At 66.6% G+C, this 23,465-nt stretch carries 18 protein-coding genes; 16 read left to right on the forward strand and 2 right to left on the reverse strand.

The features are described from left to right. Positions 1-222 precede the first annotated feature (222 nt). The 15 genes from clpX to proB all read left to right on the forward strand — a co-directional run bounded on the left by clpX (position 223) and on the right by proB (position 20,453). Positions 223-1,503: an ATP-dependent Clp protease ATP-binding subunit ClpX gene (clpX, locus tag A5782_RS06455; RefSeq protein ID WP_067096687.1), complete on the forward strand. Its 1,281-nt coding sequence runs from the start codon at positions 223-225 to the stop codon at positions 1,501-1,503. A gap of 453 nt (positions 1,504-1,956) precedes the next feature. Beyond that, positions 1,957-3,912: a 2-oxoacid:acceptor oxidoreductase subunit alpha gene (locus A5782_RS06460; protein ID WP_156623830.1), complete on the forward strand. Its 1,956-nt coding sequence runs from the start codon at positions 1,957-1,959 to the stop codon at positions 3,910-3,912. 49 nt (positions 3,913-3,961) lie between these two features. Continuing rightward, positions 3,962-5,053: a 2-oxoacid:ferredoxin oxidoreductase subunit beta gene (locus tag A5782_RS06465; protein WP_067096693.1), complete on the forward strand. Its 1,092-nt coding sequence runs from the start codon at positions 3,962-3,964 to the stop codon at positions 5,051-5,053. Positions 5,054-5,066: 13 nt separating this feature from the next. After that, positions 5,067-5,672, forward strand: a complete 606-nt coding sequence (gene mobA / locus A5782_RS06470; RefSeq protein ID WP_067097030.1) for a molybdenum cofactor guanylyltransferase — start codon at positions 5,067-5,069, stop codon at positions 5,670-5,672. Between the two features lie 1,116 nt (positions 5,673-6,788). Then, complete coding sequence (locus tag A5782_RS06475) at positions 6,789-7,301, forward strand: transglycosylase family protein (RefSeq protein ID WP_067096696.1); 513 nt, start codon at positions 6,789-6,791, stop codon at positions 7,299-7,301. Positions 7,302-7,416: 115 nt separating this feature from the next. Beyond that, entirely contained in the window at positions 7,417-8,673 is a 1,257-nt protein-coding gene (locus tag A5782_RS06480; RefSeq protein ID WP_067097033.1) for a trans-acting enoyl reductase family protein, read from the forward strand. A 62-nt stretch (positions 8,674-8,735) separates the two neighbouring features. Continuing rightward, positions 8,736-11,396, forward strand: a complete 2,661-nt coding sequence (locus A5782_RS06485; protein WP_067096699.1) for a valine--tRNA ligase — start codon at positions 8,736-8,738, stop codon at positions 11,394-11,396. A 7-nt stretch (positions 11,397-11,403) separates the two neighbouring features. Beyond that, positions 11,404-12,867, forward strand: coding sequence for a folylpolyglutamate synthase/dihydrofolate synthase family protein (locus A5782_RS06490; RefSeq protein WP_067096702.1), 1,464 nt, complete (start codon positions 11,404-11,406; stop codon positions 12,865-12,867). Next, on the forward strand, positions 12,864-13,244 hold the full coding sequence (locus A5782_RS06495) for a DUF4233 domain-containing protein (protein ID WP_067096704.1): 381 nt from the start codon (positions 12,864-12,866) through the stop codon (positions 13,242-13,244). Before A5782_RS06490 ends, A5782_RS06495 begins: the two co-directional genes overlap by 4 nt. Positions 13,245-13,324: 80 nt before the next feature. Next, on the forward strand, positions 13,325-13,735 hold the full coding sequence (ndk, locus tag A5782_RS06500) for a nucleoside-diphosphate kinase (protein WP_067096707.1): 411 nt from the start codon (positions 13,325-13,327) through the stop codon (positions 13,733-13,735). A 343-nt stretch (positions 13,736-14,078) separates the two neighbouring features. Further along, positions 14,079-16,994 carry an Rne/Rng family ribonuclease gene (locus A5782_RS06505; RefSeq protein WP_067096710.1) on the forward strand — a complete coding sequence of 972 codons (2,916 nt, stop codon included), beginning with the start codon at positions 14,079-14,081 and terminating at the stop codon, positions 16,992-16,994. Between the two features lie 225 nt (positions 16,995-17,219). Next, a complete protein-coding gene (gene rplU / locus A5782_RS06510) occupies positions 17,220-17,531 on the forward strand; it encodes a 50S ribosomal protein L21 (RefSeq protein ID WP_067096713.1) in 312 nt (103 codons plus the stop codon). A gap of 46 nt (positions 17,532-17,577) precedes the next feature. Beyond that, positions 17,578-17,844 carry a 50S ribosomal protein L27 gene (gene rpmA / locus A5782_RS06515; RefSeq protein ID WP_067096716.1) on the forward strand — a complete coding sequence of 89 codons (267 nt, stop codon included), beginning with the start codon at positions 17,578-17,580 and terminating at the stop codon, positions 17,842-17,844. A gap of 60 nt (positions 17,845-17,904) precedes the next feature. Further along, positions 17,905-19,353, forward strand: coding sequence for a GTPase ObgE (gene obgE / locus A5782_RS06520; RefSeq protein ID WP_067096718.1), 1,449 nt, complete (start codon positions 17,905-17,907; stop codon positions 19,351-19,353). Beyond that, a complete protein-coding gene (gene proB / locus A5782_RS06525) occupies positions 19,350-20,453 on the forward strand; it encodes a glutamate 5-kinase (protein ID WP_067096721.1) in 1,104 nt (367 codons plus the stop codon). Before obgE ends, proB begins: the two co-directional genes overlap by 4 nt. 129 nt (positions 20,454-20,582) lie before the next feature. On the opposite strand, the gene A5782_RS06530 is transcribed toward proB, so the two are convergent. Beyond that, the gene (locus A5782_RS06530) at positions 20,583-21,233 is read right to left on the reverse strand and encodes a TetR/AcrR family transcriptional regulator (RefSeq protein WP_067096724.1); all 651 of its coding nucleotides are present in this window, start codon (positions 21,231-21,233) and stop codon (positions 20,583-20,585) included. A gap of 106 nt (positions 21,234-21,339) precedes the next feature. Between A5782_RS06530 and A5782_RS06535 the strand changes: the two genes are divergently transcribed. Then, on the forward strand, positions 21,340-22,617 hold the full coding sequence (locus A5782_RS06535; protein WP_067096727.1) for a cytochrome P450: 1,278 nt from the start codon (positions 21,340-21,342) through the stop codon (positions 22,615-22,617). Here the strand turns inward: A5782_RS06535 and A5782_RS06540 are convergent. Beyond that, on the reverse strand, positions 22,614-23,462 hold the full coding sequence (locus A5782_RS06540) for an NAD-dependent deacetylase (protein WP_067096730.1): 849 nt from the start codon (positions 23,460-23,462) through the stop codon (positions 22,614-22,616). The genes A5782_RS06535 and A5782_RS06540 overlap by 4 nt on opposite strands. Positions 23,463-23,465 lie beyond the last annotated feature (3 nt).

Genomic DNA, 23,465 nt, shown 5'->3' on the forward strand with positions numbered 1-23,465 from the left:
GGTCGCATTACAACCGCGACACGCCAAAGACACGTAAAGCGCGTCTTACGCGGATGACGGGCACCTTCTGGCTATATGTTTCATCCATACGGACAGGCATGAATACCACCGACGCGATTCGGCGTTTATGGTCGCGGCGGGCCCGATCAAGCGGGTAGCGTCGGTGAATACATGCGGGGACAGGCGAAACCAACGGCGATCAGGAAGTAGGCCCTCAGCACCATGGCGCGCATCGGAGACGGCGGTGACCTGCTGAAGTGCTCGTTTTGCGGGAAGAGCCAGAAGCAGGTCAAAAAACTCATTGCTGGCCCCGGTGTATACATCTGCGATGAATGCATCGATCTCTGCAACGAGATCATCGAAGAGGAGCTCGCCGACGCCGACGACGTGAAGCTGGATGAACTTCCCAAGCCGATCGAGATCCGGGAGTTCCTCGAGGGATACGTCATCGGGCAGGACACCGCCAAGCGGACGCTGGCCGTGGCGGTCTACAACCACTACAAGCGGATTCAGGCCGGTGAAAAGGGCCGGGACTCGCGGCACGAGCCGGTCGAGTTGACCAAGTCCAACATCTTGATGCTCGGACCGACCGGTTGCGGCAAGACCTACCTGGCCCAGACGCTCGCCAAGATGCTCAACGTCCCGTTCGCCATCGCCGACGCCACCGCCCTGACCGAAGCCGGATACGTCGGTGAGGACGTCGAGAACATCTTGCTCAAGCTGATCCAGGCCGCCGACTACGACGTCAAGCGCGCCGAGACCGGCATCATCTACATCGACGAGGTCGACAAGATCGCCCGCAAGAGCGAGAACCCGTCGATCACCCGCGACGTCTCCGGAGAGGGCGTCCAGCAGGCGCTGCTGAAGATCCTGGAGGGCACCCAGGCCTCGGTTCCCCCGCAGGGCGGCCGCAAGCACCCGCACCAAGAGTTCATCCAGATCGACACGACGAACGTGCTGTTCATCGTCGCCGGGGCGTTCGCGGGCCTGGAGAAGATCATCTACGAGCGCGTCGGCAAGCGCGGCCTGGGCTTCGGCGCCGAGGTGCGCTCCAAGGCCGAGATCGACACCACCGATCACTTCTCCGATGTGATGCCCGAAGACCTGATCAAGTTCGGCCTGATCCCCGAGTTCATCGGCCGGCTTCCGGTGATCGCCTCGGTCACCAACCTGGACCGCGAGTCGCTGGTCAAGATCCTTTCCGAGCCGAAGAACGCGTTGGTCAAGCAGTACACCCGGCTCTTCGAGATGGACAACGTGGAGCTCGAGTTCACCGACGACGCCCTGGAAGCGATCGCCGACCAGGCGATCCACCGCGGCACCGGGGCACGTGGCCTGCGAGCAATCATGGAAGAGGTCCTGCTGCCCGTGATGTATGACATCCCGAGCCGCGACGACGTCGCCAAGGTCGTGGTGACCAAGGAGACCGTCCAGGACAACGTGTTGCCGACGATCGTGCCGCGCAAGCCTTCCCGTAGCGAGCGCCGGGACAAGAGCGCCTAACCAGAACCTGGAGCGCTCCTGCACGTCGCGTGGCCGCGGGCTCGATGGTGGTCGCGGCCGGCTACAACGCCGCGTTCGTCTTCCCGGGTGCCCTCGCAGGGCCGGCTTCGTGCTGTATCTGATCGCGATGCCGGAAACGGCGGCGACGAAATCCGGCGCCGGAATCCTGGCACCCGAAGGCGGGCACGGTATGGACGACAGTAGTTAACGCGCAAGACGTGACCAACAACACAGTTTGCTGTGGTATGAACCGATGTCACCTCGCTGACTTGGTCTTTTGGCCATTTTGCGCCTGCGCGTTGCCGAGGGGAGATGGCCATGTACATCCAAAATCAATGCCATAATTGATACCGGCAGTGACATAAAACCGTGATGGCCGGAGACTCACTTCGCCGGCGCGTAACCTGAAACTGCGCGAACTGTCTGTCCGGTGAACATATGGAGGGCAACGAGGTGGATCCGAACGGCAGCGGAGCCGGATCAGACTCACAGAATGGGGCTTCCCCCAACGGATCTGCGCGTCAACGCCTCGAACAGGTCGTCATTCGCTTCGCCGGGGACTCCGGCGACGGCATGCAGCTCACCGGAGACCGGTTCACCACCGAGGCAGCGCTTTTCGGCAACGACCTGGCGACCCAACCCAACTATCCGGCCGAGATCCGGGCCCCTGCAGGCACGCTGCCCGGGGTCTCGTCCTTCCAGATTCAGATCGCCGACTACGACATCCTGACCGCCGGTGACCGGCCCGACGTTCTCGTCGCGATGAATCCCGCTGCGCTCAAGGCCAATATCGGTGACTTGCCGCGCGGTGGAATGGTGATCGCGAACTCCGACGAGTTCACCAAGCGCAACCTGACCAAGGTCGGTTACGTCACCAATCCGCTCGAGACCGACGAGTTGTCGGACTACGTGGTGCACTCCGTCGCGATGACCACGCTGACGCTCGGTGCCGTCGAAACGATCGGCGCCACGAAGAAGGACGGCCAGCGCGCCAAGAACATGTTCGCGCTGGGCCTGTTGTCGTGGATGTACGGGCGGCCGATCGAGACCAGCGAAAAGTTCATCCGGGAGAAGTTCGCCCGCAAGCCCGAGGTCGCCGAGACCAACGTGCTGGCGCTCAAGGCCGGCTGGAACTACGGCGAAACGACCGAGGCTTTCGGCACCACCTACGAGGTGTCCCGCGCGACCCTGCCGTCGGGCGAATACCGCCAGATCTCGGGCAACACCGCCCTGGCGTACGGCATCGTGGCGGCCGGCCGGCTGGCCGACATTCCGGTCATGCTCGGGAGCTACCCGATCACGCCGGCCTCCGACATCCTGCACGAGCTGTCCAAGCACAAGAACTTCAACGTCGTGACCTTCCAGGCCGAGGACGAGATCGGTGGTATCTGCGCGGCGATTGGCGCGTCGTACGGTGGCGCGCTGGGCGTGACCACCACCTCCGGCCCGGGCATCTCGCTCAAGTCCGAAGCGCTGGGGCTGGCCGTGATGACCGAGTTGCCGTTGCTCGTCGTCGACGTGCAGCGCGGGGGGCCCTCGACCGGGCTGCCCACCAAGACGGAACAGGCCGACCTGCTGCAGGCGTTGTTCGGCCGCAACGGCGAGTCGCCCGTCGCGGTGCTGGCCCCCCGTTCACCGTCGGACTGCTTCGAGACCGCGCTCGAGGCGGCACGCATCGCGGTGTCGTACCACACCCCCGTGATCGTGTTGTCCGACGGCGCCATCGCGAACGGGTCGGAGCCGTGGCGCATTCCGGACGTCAGCACGCTGCCGCGCATCACGCACACCTTCGCCAAGGCCGACGAGCCGTTCCAGCCTTACGCGCGTGACCCGGAGACGCTGGCCCGGCAATTCGCCGTGCCCGGCACGCCGGGGCTCGAGCACCGCATCGGCGGGCTGGAAGCAGCGAACGGCTCGGGCAACATCTCCTACGAGCCGGTCAATCACGACCTGATGGTCCGGTTGCGCCAGGCCAAGATCGACGGAATCTCGATCCCCGATCTCGAGGTGGACGATCCGACCGGGGACGCGGAGTTGCTGTTGATCGGCTGGGGCAGCTCCTACGGTCCGATCGGTGAAGCCTGCCGGCGCGCGCGACGCAAGGGCATCAAGGTTGCGCACGCTCACTTGCGCTACCTCAACCCCTTCCCGGCCAACCTGGGTGAGGTGTTGCGGCGCTACCCGCAGGTGGTTGCGCCGGAAATGAACTTGGGCCAACTGGCGTTCCTGCTGCGTGGCAAGTACCTGGTGGATGTGCAATCGGTCAGCAAGGTGCAAGGTGTCGCGTTCCTGGCCGACGAGATCGGCCGCGTCATCCGCGCCGCGCTGGGCGGGACATTGGCCGAAGTCGAGAACGACAAGGCGATGGTCGCCAGAATGGCGGCAGCAACGGTTGGAGCGGGCGCATGATTCGCGCGGGCGCCAACCTAGAGCGAAGCGATGAGGAGGAGCGGCGCTCGTGACTGACGTGATCGGCAACTTGGCGGGCAAAGACCTCGGTGTGTCCGCGAAGTTGACCAAAAACGACGGGGTCCCCACCACGGACCAGCCACAGAAGTCCAAGGACTTCACCAGTGACCAAGAGGTTCGTTGGTGCCCGGGCTGCGGGGACTACGTCATCCTCAACACCATCCGCAACTTCCTGCCCGACCTCGGGCTGCGCCGCGAGAACATCGTGTTCATCAGCGGCATCGGCTGCTCGAGCCGGTTCCCGTACTACCTCGAGACCTATGGTTTCCACTCGATCCACGGCCGCGCACCCGCGATCGCCACCGGCCTGGCGCTGGCCCGCGAGGACCTGTCCGTGTGGGTGGTCACGGGCGACGGCGACGCGTTGTCGATCGGGGGTAACCACCTCATCCACGCGCTGCGCCGCAACGTCAACATCACCATCCTGCTGTTCAACAACCGGATCTACGGTCTGACCAAGGGGCAGTACTCGCCGACGTCAGAGGTCGGCAAGGTCACCAAGTCGACCCCGATGGGGTCGCTGGACCACCCGTTCAACCCGGTGTCGTTGGCCCTGGGTGCCGAGGCGACCTTCGTCGGCCGCGCGCTGGACTCCGACCGCAATGGACTGACCGAGGTGCTGCGCGCCGCCGCCGGGCACCGCGGCGCCGCCGTGGTGGAGATCCTGCAGGACTGCCCGATCTTCAACGACGGCTCTTTCGACGCGCTGCGTAAGGAAGGCGCGGAGGAGCGGGTCATCAACGTCCGTCACGGCGAGCCAATTGTGTTCGGCGCCAACGGCGAATTCTGCGTGGTGAAGTCCGGGTTCGGGCTGGAAGTGGCCAAGACGGCCGACGTGTCGGTCGACGAGATCGTGCTGCACGACGCGCACAGCGACAACTCGGCCTACGCCTTCGCCCTGTCCCGGTTATCGGACCAGAACCTCGAACACACCGTGCTGGGCATCTTCCGCGACATCAGCCGGCCCACCTACGACGACGCGGCACGTTCGCAGGTCCAGTCCGCCCAGTCGGCGAAGCCGTTCGATTCCGCCGCGCTGCAATCGTTGTTGCGCGGGCGCGACACCTGGACCGTCGACTGACGTGGACGACCAGATGCCCGACGCAGTGGAACAGGCCGGGTTGCTAGCAGGGATCGTGCTGGCGGGCGGTGAATCGCGACGCATGGGCCGTGACAAGGCCACCTTGCCCGGCCCTGGCGGTGCCGCCACGCTTGTCGAATACGTCGCGGGGGTCATCGCGCAGCGCTGCAAGCCGGTGTTCGTGATGGCCGCACCGGGGCAACCGTTGCCTGCGGTGGAGGCGAAAGTCATCCGCGACGAGGTCCGCGGCCAGGGGCCACTGCCGGCGACCGGACGCGGGCTGCGGGCGGCCGCGGAGGCGGGCGCCCGGTATGCGTTCGTCTGCGCTGTCGACATGCCGCTGCTGTCTGCAGAATTGATCGACGACCTGGTGCATCTGGCCACCCAAACGAACGCCGAAATCGTTCTGCCGTGGGACGGTCGCAGCCACTACCTCGCAGCGGTGTACCGCACCGATCTCGCTGAGCGGATTGACGGTCTGGTCGCCGGGGGCGCCCGCTCCATGCGTGCCTTGATCGACGCCTCCGACGCCCAGCAGCTCGTGCTGCCGGAATCGCGTTTTTTGGCCAACGTCAACACCGAAAGCGACCTGCTCGCTCTGGCGCAGTCCCGGAGCTGACGGCCGAGCGCTGGGCCGATCGGGCCCGGCGGACTCTGTTTTTCCGGGGCATTCGGCGCGGACAATGATCTTGCCCGTGCTGCAAATACAACACTCGGCATTCGGTACTGCGAGATAGTCATCGCGCATTTCGCCATGGCGAGACACCGTCGATCTGGATTAAGTCAATACCCTCGGGGGGCCGGGTGCCGTGATCTGTTGGAGCAACGACGATTTGAGGATTTCCGAGAGCCTCTTACGGTGGCGCCGCCGCGGGCGCCCTTGGGTCTTCCCTAAAGATGGAACAGCCTTTCTGGCAAATTCGGACTGTGCGAAATCACACGCGCCGTTGTCGATAGGAACCACTCGGTCGGTGGTGCCGCGCTGTGTCAATCGCGGATCTCTTTTTCACTGGCCGGCATTGAAAGGGATTGTCTCCCCGTGTGATTGAGTGAAAAGCGTTGCCGAGAACGGTAATACGCGTCAAGCGCGTGTAATCGGGGTGAGCAACTCGGCCCTGCGCACTTGCGTACCGTCGAATTACGCTGGTGGACAAGAGAAGTCAATGAATTGAAGTTCTTATGGTGTTCGCTTGGCGTGGGAAGTTTGAAGCCGGCGCAAACTTGCGGTACCCTGCGCCGGCTCGTCGGCAGCGGGTTCGGATCGGTTGACGCGCTGGCGAATCGGCCGAACACCGCAAATAAACGTGCGCCAGCTCACAAAACGCAGGTGATTCGGCTCACCATTTGTTTGGCCACGCTGCCCGAGCGCCGATCCAGAAAAGGCGGCCATGACCTGCGTAGACCGACGCGCTACCGCGGCGTGATGCGCTCGTTATCGAAACGAGATAACCGGTTTCTGAAGATGACGAATGCGCCTCGGTCTTCTACGGTCCGTGTTAGCCCACAACGGGTTACGGAAAAGTAATCAGATAATTGAATCCACGGACCCGCGTGTGAGCGGTGCCACGGACGGCGAAAGCCCGACCGTGGTCGGTGGGTAACACCCGCCGGGCAGACTTCGCCCGCCGCTGCCGTGCCTGACCCAGACGGCACGTTTCAAAGCAGGCATTCACCAAACAGCTTCAGCCCACATCCGTGGGCTTGCTTTGGCGCGCGCACCGCGAAAGGAAGAAACTTGAAGAACGTCCGAAAGACGCTCATTCTTGCTGCCGTCACGGGCACGCTCGTGACCATCCCATCGGCCACCGCCCACGCCGACCCCGAAGCGGTGGGCTTCGACCCGAACGCGCCGGCCGCCGGCCCCGCTCCGGACGCTCCGCCGCCGCCGGCTCCCGACGCTCCGCCGCCGCCGGCCCCGGACGCTCCGCCGCCGCCGGCCCCGGACGCTCCGCCGCCCCCGGCTCCCGACGCTCCGCCGCCGGGCCCGGATGTCCCGCCGCCTCCTGCCCACAGGGCGTACAGCGTGAACTGGGATGCCATCGCGCAGTGCGAGTCGGGTGGCAACTGGGGGATCAGCACCGGTAACGGCTTCGCCGGTGGCCTGCAGTTCACCTCGAGCACCTGGCACGCCAACGGCGGCAGTGGTTCCCCGGCCGGCGCGAGCCGCGATGAGCAGATCCGGGTCGCCGAGAACGTGCTGCACTCGCAGGGCATCGGCGCGTGGCCCGTCTGTGGGCGCCGCGGCTGAGCCGCAACCATAATCGACGGCTTCGCTGTCATACATAGAAGAAGTGCCGGGCCCTGTGCCCGGCACTTCTTTGCTCCAGGCGGTGCGCACCCCGGCGTCGGGTAGCGTCGGGCCCGTGACCGCAACGCCGCGCGAATTCGACATTGTGCTGTATGGGGCCACTGGCTTCGTCGGCAAACTCACTGCCGAATACCTGGCGAGCTCGGGACCCGACAAGCGGATCGCGCTGGCCGGCAGATCGACCGACCGGTTGCGCGCTATCCGCGACACCTTGGGCGAAACCGCCCAGTCGTGGCCCATTCTCAACGCGGACGCGTCGTCGCCTTCGACGCTCAATGAGATGGCGGCCCGCACCCAGGTCGTCATCACCACGGTCGGGCCCTACACCCGCTACGGGTTGCCGCTGGTGGCTGCCTGCGCCGCCGCCGGCACCGACTACGCCGACCTGACCGGCGAGGCGATGTTCGTCCGCGACAGCATCGACCTGTACCACAAGCAGGCCGCGGATACCGGCGCCCGCATTGTGCATGCGTGCGGATTCGATTCCGTCCCTTCGGACCTCAGCGTGTATGCGCTCTACCGGGCGGTGCGAGACGGCGGCGCGGGAGAGCTTGTCGACACCGACCTGGTGGTCCGCTCCTTCTCCGGGGGCGTGTCCGGCGGAACTGTTGCGTCGATGTTGGAAGTGCTGGATACCGCCTCGCGCGATCCCGACGCCCGCCGCCAACTCGCGGACCCGTACACGCTGACCACCGACCGCGGTGCGGAACCCGACATCGGTCCTCAGCCCGATTTGCCTTTGCGTCGTGGTGGCCGGATCGCGCCTGAACTGAGCGGGTTGTGGACGGCGGGCTTCCTCATGGCGCCCTACAACACCCGAATCGTGCGGCGCAGCAACGCCTTGCTGGACTGGGCCTACGGACGCCGGTTGCGGTACAGCGAAAGCATGAGCCTGGGTTCGTCGCCGCTGGCCCCGGTGGCATCCGCCGTGGTGGGCGGGGTTGGCGCCGCGACCTTCGGATTGGGCAGCCGCTATTTCCGGCTGCTGCCTCGCCGCCTGGTGGAGCGCATCGTGCCCAAACCCGGAACCGGGCCGAGCGAGGCCGCCCGGGAACGCGGCTACTACCGGATCGAGACCTTCACCACCACAACCACCGGCGCCCGTTTCGTGGCGCGCATGGAGCAGCGCGGCGACCCGGGCTACAAGGCGACTTCGGTGTTGTTGGGGGAGTGCGGCCTCGCGCTGGCATTGGACCGCGACAAGCTCCCGGAACTGCATGGTGTTCTGACCCCCGCGGCCGCAATGGGCGACGCACTGCTGGACCGGTTCCCGGCGGCGGGCGTGAGATTAGAAGTCGAGCAGCTGGGATAGTGACCCGGCTCACGCTTTTGGGCGCTTACACGAGGGTAAACACCGCTCCCTAGAATTGACGGGTGACCGCCAGCCGCAGCCCCGCCACCGATCTGCCCAAGTCGTGGGAGCCCGGTGCGGCCGAAAGCGCGATCTACCAGAAATGGGTGGACGCGGGCTACTTCGCGGCGGACCCGAACAGCACCAAGCCCGGGTATTCGATTGTGCTGCCACCGCCGAACGTGACCGGCAGCCTGCACATGGGCCACGCGCTGGAACACACCATGATGGACGCCCTGACCCGCCGCAAGCGGATGCAGGGATTCGAGGTGCTGTGGCAGCCGGGCATGGACCACGCCGGCATCGCGACGCAGAGCGTGGTGGAAAAGCAGCTCGCGGTCGACGGCAAGACCAAAGAGGACTACGGCCGAGAGCTGTTCATCGAAAAGGTCTGGGATTGGAAGCGGGAGTCCGGCGGCGCCATCGGCGGCCAGATGCGGCGGCTCGGCGACGGCGTGGACTGGAGCCGCGACCGCTTCACCATGGACGAGGGTCTGTCGCGGGCGGTCCGGGCGATCTTCAAGCGCCTCTACGACGCCGGGTTGATCTATCGGGCCGAGCGGCTGGTCAACTGGTCGCCGGTGCTGCAGACGGCGATCTCGGACATCGAGGTCGACTATCAAGAGGTCGAGGGCGAGCTGGTGTCGTTCCGGTACGGCTCGATGGACGACTCGCAACCACATATCGTGGTGGCCACCACGCGGATGGAAACGATGCTCGGCGACACCGCGATCGCCGTGCATCCCGACGACGAACGCTACCGGCACCTGGTCGGTACCAGCCTGCCGCACCCCTTCGTCGACCGTCAGCTCGTGGTGGTCGCCGACGAGCACGTGGATCCCGAATTCGGCACCGGCGCCGTCAAAGTCACGCCCGCTCACGACCCCAACGACTTCGAGATCGGCCTGCGGCATCAGCTGCCGATGATCTCGATCATGGACACCAAGGGCCGGATCACCGACACCGGAACACAATTCGACGGCATGGACCGATTCCAGGCCCGGGTCGCGGTGCGCGAGGCGCTGGCGGCCGAGAGCCGGATCATCGCGGAGAAGCGACCGTACCTGCACAGCGTCGGACATTCCGAGCGCAGCGGCGAGCCGATCGAACCGCGCCTTTCCCTGCAGTGGTGGGTCCGGGTGGAATCGCTCGCCAAGGCCGCCGGTGACGCGGTGCGCAATGGGGAAACCGTGATTCACCCCGCCAGCCTGGAACCGCGATGGTTCGCCTGGGTCGACGACATGCACGACTGGTGCATCTCCCGGCAGCTGTGGTGGGGCCATCGCATCCCGATCTGGTACGGCCCCAACGGTGAACAGCGCTGCGTTGGTCCCGACGAAACGCCACCAGACGGGTGGGAGCAGGACCCCGATGTGCTGGACACGTGGTTCTCGTCGGCCCTGTGGCCATTTTCGACGTTGGGCTGGCCGGAAAAAACCCCGGAACTCGAAAAGTTCTACCCCACAAGCGTTTTGGTCACCGGATATGACATCCTGTTTTTCTGGGTGGCCAGGATGATGATGTTCGGCACCTTTGTGGGTGACGACCAGGTCATCACCCTGGACGGCCGCCGCGGTCCGCAGGTGCCGTTCACCGACATCTTCCTGCATGGGCTGATCCGCGACGAGTCCGGCCGCAAGATGAGCAAGTCCAAGGGCAACGTCATCGACCCGCTGGACTGGGTGGATATCTTCGGGGCTGACGCCCTGCGGTTTACGCTGGCCCGCGGCGCCAGTCCCGGCGGTGACCTGGCGATCGGTGAGGACCATGTCCGGGCATCTCGCAATTTCTGCACCAAGCTGTTCAATGCCACCCGCTACGCGCTGCTCAACGGCGCGAAGCTGGCCCCGCTGCCCGCGCCGGCCGAACTCACCGATGCCGACCGATGGATTCTCGGGCGGCTGGAAGAGGTTCGCGCGGAAGTCGATTCGGCATTCGACAACTACGAGTTCAGTCGCGCCTGCGAGGCGCTCTATCACTTCGCGTGGGACGAATTCTGCGACTGGTACGTGGAATTGGCCAAGACCCAACTGGCCGAAGGGATCACGCACACCACGGCCGTGCTGGCGGCGACGCTGGACGCCCTGCTGCGGTTGCTGCACCCGGTGATCCCCTTCATCACCGAAGCCCTGTGGCAGGCCCTGACTGACGGTGAGATCCAACACGAGTCGCTGGTGATCGCCGACTGGCCGCAGCCGTCCGGGATCAGCCTGGATCAGGTTGCTGCGCAGCGGATTACCGATATGCAGAAGCTGGTGACCGAGGTGCGCCGGTTTCGCAGCGATCAAGGTTTGGCGGACCGGCAGAAGGTGCCGGCGCGGATGACCGGTGTCGACGAATCCGATCTGAGCACCCAGGTGAGCGCAGTGACATCGCTTGCATGGCTCACCGCCGCAGACCCGGAGTTCCGCCCGTCGGCGTCGGTGGAAGTGCGGCTCAGCGGCGGCACCGTCGTCGTCGAGCTCGACACCTCGGGCACCATCGACGTCGCCGCCGAACGTCGCCGGCTGGAAAAGGATTTGGCCGCAGCGCACAAGGAGCTGGCATCGACCGCCGCCAAATTGGCCAACGAGGACTTCCTGGGCAAGGCCCCGCAAAACGTCGTGGACAAGATCCGGGACCGTCAGCGCCTGGCCCAGGAGGAAACCGAGCGGATCAACGCGCGGCTAGCCGGACTGCAGTGAGCGTTCGATGACCGAGCCGGAGTGGCCGCAGGACGACGTTTCCGACGAGCTTCCCGACCCCGTCCCCACCCCGGACGAGATCGCATCGTTGTTGCAGGTCGAACACCTGCTGGACCAGCGGTGGCCGGAGACCAAGATCGAGCCGAGCCTGACCCGGATCAGCACGTTGATGGACCTGATGGGCTCACCACAACTGGCCTACCCGTCGATCCACGTCGCGGGCACCAACGGCAAGACCTCCGTGGCCCGCATGATCGACGCGCTGATCACCGCCCTGCAGCGGCGCACTGGGCGCACCACCAGCCCGCACCTGCAATCGGCGGTGGAACGCATCTCGATCGATTCCAAGCCGATCAGCCCCGCCCAGTACGTGGCGACCTACCGCGAGATCGAGCCGTTCGTGCAGATGGTCGACGCGCAGTCGCAAGCCGCCGGCGGGCCCGCGATGAGCAAGTTCGAGGTGCTGACCGCGATGGCGTTCGCCGCATTCGCCGACGCCCCCGTCGACGTCGCCGTGATCGAGGTGGGGATGGGGGGACGTTGGGATGCCACCAACGTGATCAATGCCCCGGTCGCCGTCATCACCCCCATCTCCATCGACCACGTCGAATACCTGGGCGACGATCTCGCCGGCATCGCGGGGGAGAAGGCCGGCATCATCACCAGGGCGCCCGAGGGCGCACCCGATACCGTCGCGGTCATCGCGCGTCAGGCGCCCGAGGCGATGGAAGTGTTGTTGACCCAAACCGTGCAGTCCGATGCCGCCGTTGCCCGCGAGGATTCGGAGTTCGCCGTCCTGGACCGTCAGGTTGCGGTCGGTGGTCAGGTGCTGCAGCTGCAGGGTCTTGGTGGCGTGTATTCCGATGTCTACCTGCCGCTGCACGGCGAGCACCAGGCGCACAACGCCGTCCTGGCCCTTGCTGCGGTCGAGGCGTTCTTCGGCGCGGGTGCGCAGCGTCAGCTCGACGTCGAGTCGGTTCGTGCGGGTTTCGCCGCCGTCGCCAGTCCCGGCCGGCTGGAGCGGATGCGCAGCGCGCCCACGGTGTTCATCGACGCCGCCCACAATCCCGCCGGTGCATCCGCGCTGGCGCAGACCCTGGTCGGCGAATTCGACTTCCGCTATCTCGTCGGGGTGCTCAGCGTGCTCGCGGACAAGGACGTCGACGGCATCCTGGCCGCCCTGCAGCCGGTGTTCGACGCCGTCGTGGTGACGCACAACGGGTCTCCGCGGGCGCTCGACGTCGAATCGCTTGCCCTGGCGGCGCGCGAGCGGTTCGGACCCGACCGCGTGAGCACCGCCGAGAACCTGCGCGACGCCATCGACGTCGCGACCGCGCTGGTGGATGACGGCATTCGCGATGGGGTGGTGCACGGACCGGCCGAAGCGTTCTCCGGGGCCGGGATCGTCATCACCGGCTCGGTGGTCACCGCCGGGGCGGCGCGGACCCTGTTCGGTCGTGATCCGCAATGACTGACGTGCCCGAGAACCCCGAGGAGCGTGCCCCGGCGCCACCGGCTGACCCGTGGCGAAGCTTCGGCGCGGTGATGGCCCTGACGCTGTTCCTGGAAGCGATCGTGGTGCTGCTGGCGATCCCGGTGGTGGGGGCGGTCGGCGGAGGCCTGACGACGGCGTCGCTGGTCTACCTGATCGGGCTCGCCGTATTGCTGATCCTGATGGCAGGGGTGCAGCGCAAACCCTGGGCGATCTGGGCCAACCTGGGCGTGCAAGTGATCCTGCTCGCCGGTTTCGCGGTCTACCCGGGGGTGGGGTTCATCGGCGTGCTGTTCACCGGACTGTGGGGCTTGATCGCCTACTTCCGGGCCGAGGTCCGGCGCAGGCAGGGCTAGCCGGCGGGGCGGTAACGTCCCGAGCAGGCCCGACCGCCGTCGCCCGGCCCCTTGCCGCCCGGTTATGTACGCTGTCCGCCGTGACCGAACGGACATTGGTACTGATCAAACCCGACGGCGTCCAGCGGCAGCTGGTGGGGGAGATCATCGGCCGCATCGAGCGCAAAGGCCTCGTCATCACTGCGCTGGGGTTGAGGACAGTCAGCCGCGACCTTGCCGCTCAGCACTACGCGGAACACGAGGGCAAGCCGTTCTTCGAGTCTCTGCTGGAGTTCATCACCTCGGGATCGGTGGTGGCGGCCATTGTGGAGGGGCCGCGGGCGATCGCGGCGTTTCGGCAGCTCGCGGGCGGTACCGACCCGGTGGAGAAGGCGATCCCCGGCACGATCCGCGGCGATTTCGGACTGGAGACGCAGTTCAATCTGGTGCACGGGTCGGATTCGATCGAGTCCGCAAAGCGCGAAATCGCGCTCTGGTTTCCCGACGCGTAGAGCTGCGGCGATAGCTGGCGCGGCCCGGTCCTGGACAACTTTGTCGAAGAGTGCTGCATCAGGTGTGGGTGGGCCCGCGACGTGATGTGGGATACTGGTGTCGGGTGAACGTCGCCGGACCGGCGTCAGACACCCGAATGAAGACTTAGACAAGCGCGACCATAGCCCCGTCGCCTTGGTTCGCTGCATGTCAGGCCGTCATTCAGCACGGCGCCGAGTGGGTCCTAATCATGGGCCGCTCGGGGCGAGACCATCACAAGCCCGGGAGAAGTGACCCGGGTCCATAGCGAAGCCCTCGCGTGGCCGCGTCGCAACGACGCGCCCGGGGGCTTGAGGAGAATACGTGGTAGACGGTGCACCGACTGCAGACCCATCAGAAGGATCGACTCGGCCCGAGGAACTGCCGGACCGCTTGAGAGTCCATTCGCTGGCCCGAACGCTGGGAACCACCAGCAAGCGGGTGCTGGATGCGCTGAGCGAATTGGACGGGCGAATCCGCAGCGCACATTCCACCGTGGACCGCGACGACGCTGTGCGGGTACGTGACCTGCTGGCGGCCGCGCAATCCGCGGGGAGCCCGGAGAACGCGGACCCCGCGCCCGAGGCCGGCGGCGCCGAATCCGACGAACCCGAATCCCGGCTGATGCTGGAGACACCGGACAACGCTGCCGAGCGACCGCATTACATGCCGTTGTTCGTCGCACCGCAGCCGATCGATGCCCGTGCGGACGACAGCGGCGCCGACGACGGCGACGACTCTGACGACTCCGACTCCGACACCGACGATGACGAGCAGGCCGACCGGCCGTCGAACAAGCGCCGGCGACGTGGCCGTCGCGGTCGTGGTCGTGGACGCGGTGAGCAGGGCGGATCCGACGGTCAGGGCGACGACGGTGACGACGACGAGGGCCAACCGCGGGGCAAGAAGGGCGGTCAAGCCGACTCCGACGACTCCGACGGTCAAGACGCTGACGACTCCGATGACTCGGACGACTCGGACGACTCCGACAACGGTGATGACGGTTCGGGCGAGGGCGGCAACCGCCGTCGCCGGCGGCGCCGTCGCCGCAAAAGCGCAGCGAGCGACGACAACGACGAGGGGTCATCGCCCGACGATCCGCCGAACACGGTGGTGCACGAGCGGGCGCCTCGCGGCAAGGGCGGCGGCGGCGACGACTCCGCCGGCTCCAACAATGAGATCAAAGGCATCAACGGCTCGACGCGGCTGGAGGCCAAGCGGCAACGGCGCCGGGACGGTCGCGACGCTGGACGGCGCCGGCCCCCGGTACTGACCGAGGCCGAATTCTTGGCACGCCGCGAGGCCGTCGAGCGGATGATGATCGTGCGCGACCGGGTCCGCACCGAACAGCCGCATCAGGGTTCGCGTTACACCCAGATCGCGGTGCTGGAGGACGGCATCGTCGTCGAGCACTTCGTCACGTCGGCCGCATCGGCGTCCCTGGTGGGCAACATCTACCTGGGTATCGTGCAGAACGTGCTGCCCTCGATGGAGGCGGCGTTCGTCGACATCGGCCGCGGCCGCAACGGCGTGCTCTACGCCGGCGAGGTCAACTGGGAAGCCGCCGGACTCGGCGGATCTGACCGCAAGATCGAACAAGCGCTCAAACCCGGCGACTACGTCGTCGTCCAGGTCAGCAAGGACCCGGTCGGGCATAAGGGCGCACGGCTCACCACGCAGGTCTCACTGGCCGGCCGCTACCTGGTCTATGTGCCAGGCGCGTCCTCGACCGGGATCAGCCGCAAGCTGCCCGACACCGAACGCCAGCGGCTCAAAGAGATCCTGCGTGACGTGGTGCCGTCCGACGCCGGGGTGATCATCCGGACCGCGTCCGAGGGCGTCAAAGAAGAGGACATCCGCGGCGACGTGACCCGCCTGCAGGAGCGCTGGAAACAAATCGAGGCCAAGGCGATCGAGATCAAGGAGAAGGCCGCCGGCGCCGCGGTGGCCCTCTACGAAGAGCCCGACGTGCTGGTCAAAGTCATCCGCGACCTGTTCAACGAGGACTTCGCCGGTCTCATCGTCTCCGGCGACGAAGCCTGGACCACGATCAACGACTACGTGAATTCCGTTGCCCCCGACCTGGTTTCGAAGCTGACGAAGTACGAGCCGCCCGCCGGGCCGGAAGGACAGACCGGACCGGACGTGTTCGCGGTGCATCGCATCGATGAGCAGCTGGCCAAGGCGATGGAGCGCAAGGTGTGGCTGCCGTCGGGCGGCACGCTGGTCATCGACCGGACCGAGGCCATGACGGTGGTCGACGTCAACACCGGCAAGTTCACCGGGTCCGGGGGCAACCTCGAACAGACGGTCACCAAGAACAACCTCGAGGCGGCCGAGGAGATCGTGCGCCAGCTGCGGCTGCGCGACATCGGCGGCATCGTGGTCATCGACTTCATCGACATGGTGCTCGAGTCCAACCGCGATTTGGTGCTGCGGCGGCTGACCGAGGCGCTGGCCCGCGACCGCACCCGGCATCAGGTGTCCGAGGTGACTTCGCTCGGTCTGGTCCAGATCACCCGCAAGCGGTTGGGCACCGGCCTGATCGAAGCCTTCTCGACGTCGTGTCCGAACTGTGGTGGGCGCGGCATCCTGCTGCACACCGACCCGGTGGATTCGGCCCCCTCGAACGGACGCAAATCCGAATCCGGCGGCGGCGGCCGTCGGGGCAGGCGCAAGAAGAACAAAGCCGAAGAGCCGGTGGTCGCCAAGGTGCCCACCCACGCTCCCGGCGAGCACCCGATGTTCAAGGCGATGGCCGCCGGCTCCTCGGCGCAGGAGGACTCCGAGGACGACTCCGACGAAACCACCGATGAAGCCACCGACGGGCTCACCCAGAAGAAGGCGGTCCGCGCCGGCGACGACGCGGACACCGACCACGATGACTTCGACGACACCGACGACGAAGACTCGGACGACGACTCGGATGACGACACCGACGACGACGACTCGGATGACGACGACGACTCGGATGACGACGAGGACGCGGACGATGATGACGACTCCGACGATGACGACGACCTCGAGGATGACGACGAGGACATCGACGACGAGGAGGACCTCGGCGACGATGACGAGGATCTCGAGCTCGACGACGACGATCTGGACACCGAAGACGACGATTCCGACGACACCGATGCCGGGCGGGCCTCCGCCGGGGCCGACCAGGCCGGCTCCGGTCGCCCGCGACGCAGGCGTGCTGCGGGCCGGCCCGCGGGACCGCCGATCCACGCGGATTGAGCCGGCCGGCCGAAAGGCGCCGGTCGTGTCCGGTTTGACCCTCTAGCCGCTGGTCACGTACCCTTGGACAGTTGTCGTCAGGCCGGGCGAGGAAAACTTTGGCCGGCGGCAGCGGGACTCCCGGGCAATCGGCGCAGGCCCGCAACCCCAGACCCACCACGTGCACCGCGGCTGGTTCGCGCGCGACGCGCAGAGCAGCGGTTAGAAGAAGGAGCAGGAGCAACGATGGCGACCTACGCAATCGTGAAGACGGGCGGCAAGCAGTACAAGGTCGCCGTCGGGGACGTGGTCAAGGTCGAGAAGCTCGAGTCTGAGCCCGGCTCGAACGTGTCACTACCGGTCGCCCTGGTGGTAGACGGCGCCAACGTGACCACCGACGCAGCCGCACTGGCCAAGGTCGCGGTGACCGGCGAGGTGCTCGAGCACACCAAGGGCCCCAAGATCCGTATCCACAAGTTCAGGAACAAGACCGGCTACCACAAGCGTCAGGGACACCGTCAGCAGCTGACCGTCCTGAAGGTCACCGGCATCGCGTGATTGAGCCGTCAGGCGAAGAACAGACAACACTGAGCGAGGACCACACATGGCACACAAGAAGGGCGCTTCCAGCTCGCGCAACGGTCGCGATTCCGCGGCCCAGCGGCTGGGCGTGAAGCGATTCGGCGGTCAGATCGTCAAGGCGGGCGAAATCATCGTCCGGCAGCGCGGCACCAAGTTCCACCCGGGCGTGGGTGTTGGTCGTGGCGGGGACGACACGTTGTTCGCCAAGGAAGCCGGCGCGGTCGAGTTCGGTCTCAAGCGCGGCCGCAAGACCGTCAACATCGTGGCCGCGGGACAAGCCGCCGACTGACCGTGTTTCCGGGCCCAGCCCGGTGATTTCGGCGCCCGGTGGTAGGTGAGAGGATCCACGATGCCTCGGTTCGTCGACCGCGTCGTCATCCATGCGCGCGCCGGTTCTGGGGGTAACGGCTGCGCCTCGGTCCATCGCGAGAAGTTCAAGCCGCTCGGCGGCCCCGACGGGGGCAACGGCGGCCGCGGCGGCAGCATCGTCTTGGTCGTCGATCCGCAGGTGCACACCCTGCTCGACTTCCATTTCCATCCGCACGTCACCGCGCCCTCGGGCAAGCAGGGGATGGGCAACAACCGCGACGGCGCCGCCGGCGCTGACCTGGAAGTCAAGGTGCCCGACGGCACCGTCGTCCTCGACGAAAACGGACGGTTGCTGGCCGACCTGGTCGGCGCGGGCACCCGCTTCGAAGCCGCCGCGGGTGGACGCGGCGGACTGGGCAACGCCGCGCTCGCATCTCGTGCGCGTAAAGCTCCCGGCTTCGCGCTGTTGGGCGAGCAGGGGCAGACCCGCGACCTGACGCTGGAACTCAAGACCGTTGCCGACGCCGGCTTGATCGGTTTTCCCTCGGCCGGCAAATCGTCGCTGGTGTCGACGATCTCGGCGGCCAAACCCAAGATCGCCGACTACCCGTTCACCACGTTGGTTCCCAACCTCGGCGTGGTGTCGGCGGGCGAGCACACCTTCACCGTCGCCGACGTGCCCGGCCTGATCCCGGGCGCATCCCAGGGCCGCGGCCTGGGCCTGGATTTCCTCCGTCACATCGAGCGATGCGCCGTGCTGGTGCACGTTGTCGACTGCGCCACCGCGGATCCCGGCCGTGACCCCATCTCCGATATCGATGCGCTGGAGGCCGAACTCGCCGCCTATACGCCCACCCTGCAAGGGGATGCGGCGCTCGGTGACCTCACCGAGCGGCCCCGCGCGGTGGTGCTCAACAAAATCGACGTGCCCGAGGCGCGCGAGTTGGCCGAATTCGTCCGCGACGAGATCGCCGCGCGTGGCTGGCCGGTGTTCTTGGTGTCGGCGGTAGCGCAAGAAGGTTTGCAGCCCTTGATCTTTGGGTTGTGGCAGATCATCTCGGACTACCAGGCCGCCCAGCCGGAGATCGTGCCGCGACGGCCGGTGATTCGTCCGGTTCCCATCGACGACAGCGGCTTCAGCGTTGCACCGGATCCCCAGCAGCCGGGCGCCTTCGTGGTCAGCGGCGCGCGCCCCGAACGCTGGATCCGCCAGACCAACTTCGACAACGACGAGGCCGTGGGATATCTCGCGGATCGCCTGGCGCGCCTCGGTGTCGAAGAGGAATTGCTGCGGCTGGGTGCGCGACCGGGCTGCGAAGTGACCATCGGAGACATGACGTTCGATTGGGAGCCGCAAACTCCTGCCGGACAACAGGTTTCGCTGTCAGGCCGCGGAACCGACGCGCGGTTGGAGCGCACCGACCGCGTCGGCGCCGACGAGCGCAAGGCCGCCCGGCGTCGCCGCCGCGAACGCGGTGAGGAGTCGTGAGCCCCCACCGCGACGTTATCCGCAATGCTCGCAGCCTGGTGGTCAAGGTGGGGACCAACGCGCTGACTACGCCGGCCGGGGTGTTCGACGCCGGCCGGCTGGCCGGACTCGCCGATGCGATCGAAGCGCGGATGAAGGCCGGTACCGACGTCGTCATCGTGTCGTCGGGGGCCATTGCCGCCGGCATCGAGCCGCTCGGATTATCGCGTCGTCCCAGGGATTTGGCGACAAAGCAGGCCGCGGCCAGCGTCGGTCAGGTCGCGCTGGTGAATTCGTGGAGTGCCGTGTTCGCCCGCTATGGCCGCACGGTCGGGCAGGTGCTGTTGAGCGCGCACGACATCTCGATGCGGGCCCAGCACACCAACGCCCAGCGCACGCTGGATCGGCTGCGCGCACTGCATGCGGTGGCGATCGTCAACGAGAACGATACGGTGGCCACCAACGAGATCCGGTTCGGCGACAACGACCGGCTTTCGGCGCTGGTGGCTCACCTCGTCGGTGCCGAGGCTTTGGTGTTGCTGTCCGACATCGATGGGCTTTATGACTCGGATCCGCGAAAGACCGAGGGCGCCAGGTTCATTTCGGAGGTGTCGGATTCGGGGGATCTGGTCGGCGTAATCGCCGGTCCCGGAAGCGATTTGGGTACCGGCGGGATGAGCTCGAAGATGTCCTCGGCGCTGCTTGCCGCCGATGCCGGTGTGCCGGTGCTGCTCGCCGCCGCGGCCGATGCCGCGACCGCGCTCACCGAGGCTTCGGTCGGCACGGTGTTCGCCGCGCGCCCGGCGCGGATGTCGGCGCGGCGGTTCTGGGTGCGTTACGCCGCCGAGGCGGCCGGCGCGCTGACGCTGGACCAGGGTGCCGTGCGCGCCGTGGTGCGGCAGCGTCGCTCGCTGCTGCCCGCCGGGATCACCGCGGTATCCGGCCGGTTTTATGCCGGCGACGTTGTCGAATTGCGCGGCCCGGACGCGGTGATGGTGGGCCGTGGCGTGGTCGCCTACGACGCGACCGAGCTGGCCACCATGATGGGCCGCTCAACGTCCGAGCTGCCCGGCGAGCTGCGCAGGCCCGCGGTGCACGCCGACGACCTGGTGGCGGTGTAAGAAGCGCCTCGGCACTCGTGCGGCACGGGTGACGCGTCTGCTGACCAAGGGGACTTCTACGACCGTGCTAGCGCATGAGCTAGCACGTCTGGGACTCATCTCATGGTCGAACCATCGGGTCGGGCCGGGTCAGTGCTCCGAGGTCGGCTTGAGATACAATGCGCCCCAGACGATTTCGGCCAATGTGGCGGCCAGCTCGGCGTCGTAGTCGGTCGGCTTTGTCGGCAGGTTCTGCTGGCAGGCCCGCTCGACCATCCAGGTCAGCGCGCTGGCGGTGGTCAGCGCGGCCAGCTCGGGGCGGATCGAGCCGGCGGCCTGGCCGTCTTCGATGACGTGGGTGAACTGCCCGGAGATGCCGGTCAGCAGCTCGCGATACGTTTCCCCCGTCGGCGGGTCGTAGGCGGCCATTTCGTTGAGTGCGACCAGCACCGCCTGATGGCGCCGGTAGGTGGCGATGATGCGGCTCATTGCGGTCCGTACATCGTCCGGATCATGGCGCCCTGCCACGCTCCACCAGCTTCGCGCGCCGTCCGTCAGATCGCCGAACACCTGGCCGGCGAGCCGGCGCAGCAGGTGACCCTTGTCCTCGAAGTAGATGTAAAAGCTGGCGCGGGAAATGCCGGCCTCGCCGGAGAGACGATCCACGCTGAGTTCGGTGAAGCTCGCGCCGTCGCGCATCAGCCGCTCGGTGGCGTCCAGCAACCGGCGCTCCATCTGCTCGCGCCGCTGCTCGCGCCCCAAAGCTCGGTGGCCCTGCGGCTTGCGGGTGAGCGGCGGCATGCGCCGAGCATAGCCGAGCATTCGACATGTTGACTAGACACAGTGTCTAGGCATATCGTCGCGGGGAGTCTGTGACCGGCGTCATACGAGACGGAGGATCCCCACTATGGCCGTGCTGACGGGTAAGCCTGGGACCGACAAGTCCGGTCGTGCCTACGACGAGATCGATCTGTCCTCGCGGGCGTTTTGGTCCACCACCGCGGCGGATCGGGAACGCGCGTTCGCCGTGCTGCGGGCCGAGCGCCCGGTGAGCTGGCATCCGCCGGTCGAGGACTCGCTGATGCCCGATCCGACCGACCCCGGTTTCTGGGCGGTCACCCGGCGCTCCGACATCGTCGCGGTGAGCCGCAACAACGACGCCTTCGTGTCCGGCCAGGGGGTGATGTTCGAGAGCATTCCGGTGGAGTTGCTCGAGGCGTCGCAGTCGTTCTTGGCGATGGACCCGCCGCGGCACACCAAGATACGCAAGCTCGCTCACGCCGCGCTCAGCCCCCGGCAGGTTCGCCGCATCGAAGACTCGGTCAAGGCCAACGCCGAAACCATCGTCGAAGAACTGCGGACCGCCGGAAGCGGTGCGGATTTCGTCGACCACTGTGCCAAGGAACTGCCCGTCCGCACCCTGTCGGACATGATGGGCATCCCGGAGTCCGAGCGCGACCGCATGGCACACGCCACCGACGCCCTGGTCTCGTGGGCCGACCCGGAATTCCTCAACGGCCGTCCACCGCTGGAAGTTCTGGTCGAAAACCAGATTTATCTACACCAACTCGTCGGCGCGCTGGCGACCGAACGCCGTGAGCACCCCGGCGATGACCTGATCAGCAGCCTGGTGACCGCCGAGGTGGACGGTGACCGTCTGGAAGACGCGGAGGTGGCGGCGTTCTTCGTGTTGCTCTCCGTGGCCGGAAACGACACCACCCGGCAGACCATCAGCCACACCTTGAAGGCGCTCACCGATTTTCCCGGCGAGAAGGCCTGGCTGCTAGAAGATTTCGACAACCGGATGGGCACCGCGATCGAGGAGTTCATCCGCTGGGCGACTCCGGTCATGACCTTCCGTCGCACGGCCGCAACGGATGCCGAGCTGGGCGGTCAGACCATTTTGGCGGGGGAGAAGGTCGTCATGTTCTATCCGTCCGGCAACTGGGACACCGAGGTGTTCGACCACCCGGAACGCTTGAACTTGAGCCGTGACCCGAATCCGCACGTCGGCTTCGGCGGTGGCGGACTGCACTTCTGCCTCGGTGCGCACGTCGCCCGCGCGCAGCTGCGGGCGGTCTTCGGCGAACTGTTTCGTCAATTGCCTGGCATCCAGGCGGGCGAGCCGGCCTATTTGGCGGGCAACTTCGTGCACGCCATCCGCAGCATGCCGTGCACCTTCTAATGTGTTGACAGCGGCGACAACTCGTCGGCGAGCAGCGCCAGCAACTCCGAGCACCCCCCGTCGACCTTGGCGGTGGCCAGGTCGTCGCCCCGGGTGACGCCACGGTTGATGATCGCAATCGGGATGCCCAGTGCGGCGGCGTGCCGCACGAATCGGTAGCCGGAGAACACGGTCAGCGACGAACCCGCGACCAGCAGCGCGCCGGCCTGCTCGACCAAACCATAGGCTGCTGCCACAACGTCTTTGGGAACGTTCTCGCCGAAGTAGACGATGTCGGGCTTGAGCATGCCGTCGCAGCGCCGGCAATCCAGGTAACGGAACGACGCGGTATCCGCGACGACGGCGTCGGCGTCGGGTGCCACCGCCAGCCCGCCGATCGCCTCGGCGCGCTCGATGAATCCGGGGTTGAGCGCTTCCAGTCGTTCGGCCAGTGCGGCACGGGTCATGGTGGATCCGCAGTTCAGGCAGACCACCTGCGCATAGTTGCCGTGCAGGTTGATGACGTTTCGGCTGCCCGCCTTGGTGTGCAGCAGATCGACGTTCTGGGTGATGACGCCGGTGACCACCGACGCGTCCTCGAGTGCTGCCAGCGCCCGGTGGCCCGCGTTGGGCAGCGTGTCGTCCATGTGCCGCCAGCCGACGTGGTTGCGTGCCCAGTATCGCCGCCGAAACGCCGGATCGCCGGTGAACTGGCTGATGGTCATGGGATTGCTGGGCGGTGAATCGGGCCCGCGGTAGTCGGGAATGCCCGAATCGGTGGAAATGCCCGCACCCGTCAGCACCGCGATCCGGCGACCGGCCAACAGCGTGACCAGTTCCGGGGATTCTGCGCAGCCCAGCGTCACCTC

Source organism: Mycobacterium sp. 852002-40037_SCH5390672, from assembly GCF_001665875.1.
Lineage (GTDB): Bacteria > Actinomycetota > Actinomycetes > Mycobacteriales > Mycobacteriaceae > Mycobacterium.